General features: G+C 38.8%; 2 protein-coding genes. Both read left to right on the top strand.

Going from position 1 to position 2,389, the window contains the following annotated elements:
- Positions 1-398: VOC family protein (locus tag MED222_RS07460; RefSeq protein ID WP_009847714.1), on the top strand; the 398-nt coding region annotated here is incomplete at its 5' end.
- A gap of 81 nt (positions 399-479) precedes the next feature.
- A complete protein-coding gene (locus MED222_RS07465; protein WP_009847713.1) occupies positions 480-1,733 on the top strand; it encodes an HD-GYP domain-containing protein in 1,254 nt (417 codons plus the stop codon).
- The last annotated feature ends 656 nt before the right edge of the window (positions 1,734-2,389 follow it).

The raw sequence follows: 2,389 nt of genomic DNA, 5'->3' as shown, positions 1-2,389 counted from the left end.
TAACCCCTTACTTGTTTTTTGATGGTCGTTGTAGTGAAGCGTTAGATTTTTATCATAAATGCTTTGGTGGTGTTGTTTTATCGAAGCAACTCTTTAGTGATGCTCCTCAGGTAATAGAGGGGGCACAACCTAGTTGGGTTATGCACGCTGAGTTCGAAGCATTTGGTATGAAGCTCATGATGTCTGATGGCGTTAAAGCTAAAGAACTTGAAGGGAACAATCTGGCACTTTCCTTGGTTACCGAGGATACCGCGACTCAAGAGAAAATTTTTGAGAAGCTTAAACAAGGAGGGCGAATAATGACGCCACTCGCAGATACGTTTTGGGGCGCTAGATTTGGTAAAGTGGAAGATAAGTTCGGTATTCGTTGGATGGTGCATTGTGATTCTTTAAGTTGAACCTGTGAAATTGGATAGTGAAATTCCCGTGTGGTTTTATTAGAATTATAAATATAGATTATTAATCAATATTATATAAATATGGGCAGCATAAAGATTACTGTAGATCGCATCCAGCCCGGCCTACACATACGACTCCCCCTAAAATGGAACGAACACCCATTTTTATTCAACAGCTTCAAAATAAAAGATGACGCTCAAGTGAAAATAATTCGGCATCTTGGGATTAAGCATGTCTATATAAATCTAAGTCAAAGCGATACTGCACCTTTACCTTCTAATCACGAGATAGATAAAGGGGCCGATTCAGATCTACAGATAAGCCTTGAAACTGAAAGGATGTGGAAAGATAAGCATGAACGTATCGAAACCCTAAGCTCTTACCGTCGTAGAGTCAGTCATTGTGAGAAAGAGTTCGAGCGCTCGCTTGCTCGAATGCGTTCAGTAATGACAAAAATTCGTAACCGACCTATAGATGCGGTAGGAGAGGTTAAAAGTCTAGTTGATGATATTGTTGAAATACTGGCAAGTGACGATAGCGTTACCTTACATCTTATGAATGCTAAAGCTGACTTTGAAGACATTTACTTTCATACATTAAATGTCTCTGTCGTTGCGTTAATGATAGGTAAAGCTAAAGGCTACAATACTCAACAATTGAAAGCGCTTTCTTTTGCTGCTTTGTTCCATGATGTAGGAAAGATCAAAATACCAGCTGCAATACTTAGAAAGCAGAGTACGCTGACAGCACCGGAAGAGAATTACCTAAAACTTCATACGAAATATGGTGCTGATATTGTCTCTGGAATTGATGACTTTCCTGAAAGTGCCAAAAAAGTAATCGTTCAACATCATGAAATGAACGATGGCTCTGGTTATCCTGAAGGCTTAAAAGAAGAAGAGATAGATGAACTAACCAAAATAGTTTCAGTGGCTAACGCATTCGATAATCTTTGTCATGGTAAAGCGCAATCTCAACAAATGATCCCATACTTGGCATTGTCCCACTTATATAAGAACTGCAAACATCTATATAGTCAGGATAATTTGAGTCTATTGGTTAAGTTCATGGGAGTCTATCCGCCGGGTACTGTCGTGCAGCTTTCCAATGAATCAATTGGAATCGTGATTTCGGTTAATGCCAAACATATGCTTTATCCGAACGTACTGATCTATGATCCTAGCGTTCCAAGAACCCAAGCCCCGATCATTGACCTATTTACTAAAGAGATAAAAATTGTCAATGCAGTTCATCCAAGCAAGTTACCGGAGCAAGTTAGAGAATATCTAAACCCTAGGGCTCGTTTATCTTACTTTTTTGATAATGGTGAGTAGTTATCCACAGGTTCTTGTGGGTAGTTTGTTCGAAACTTGGGTTGAAAGTTGTATAAATAAGCCCTTGGTTGAAATGTCTTCACTTAACCTCTTTTTTAAATAAAAAACGTATTTAATGCTTGCCAATGAGAGCTGCATCTCTATAATGCCGCCTCACTGACACGGCAGACGCCATAAGGCTTCAGCGAAGAATGTTAGTAAGGCAACTAGCTTTAAGCGATGATTCGCTTTTACTTTTTAAAAGTAGAAATTAATTCCGAATAAGTGTTTGACACTGAGAATTAAATAGCTAGAATGGCCGCCTCTTCCGAAGTGATGTAAGTCACAACGAAGAGAAGCTCTTTAACAATTTAAACCTATCAATCTGTGTGGGCACTCGTTGATGAATATCAAAACGTTTTATCGTTAGATAAAACAGATTCTTCGGAATCAAAATTGATTTCAATGAACTGAGTGACCAATACGTTTAACTACTTGTAGTTATTCGGCACAGTCAATTCATTACCATTCTGTTGGAATGGTAATAGCTTTAGAATTACATAGTAGCTTTGAAGTCAGTATTCGTTGAGTCACAAAATCTTAAATTGAAGAGTTTGATCATGGCTCAGATTGAACGCTGGCGGCAGGCCTAACACATGCAAGTCGAGCGGAAACGA

Origin of the sequence: Vibrio sp. MED222 (genome assembly GCF_000153005.1) — a bacterium.
Classification (GTDB): Bacteria; Pseudomonadota; Gammaproteobacteria; order Enterobacterales; family Vibrionaceae; genus Vibrio; species Vibrio tasmaniensis_A.
Note: the sequence above shows the minus strand (reverse complement) of the source record. Positions and strands in the feature narration are given on the sequence as shown.

Coding starts and splice junctions, on each gene's coding strand:
- MED222_RS07465 (WP_009847713.1), top strand. CDS start 480: ATGGGCAGCATAAAGATTACTGTAGATCGCATCCAGCCCGGCCTACAC.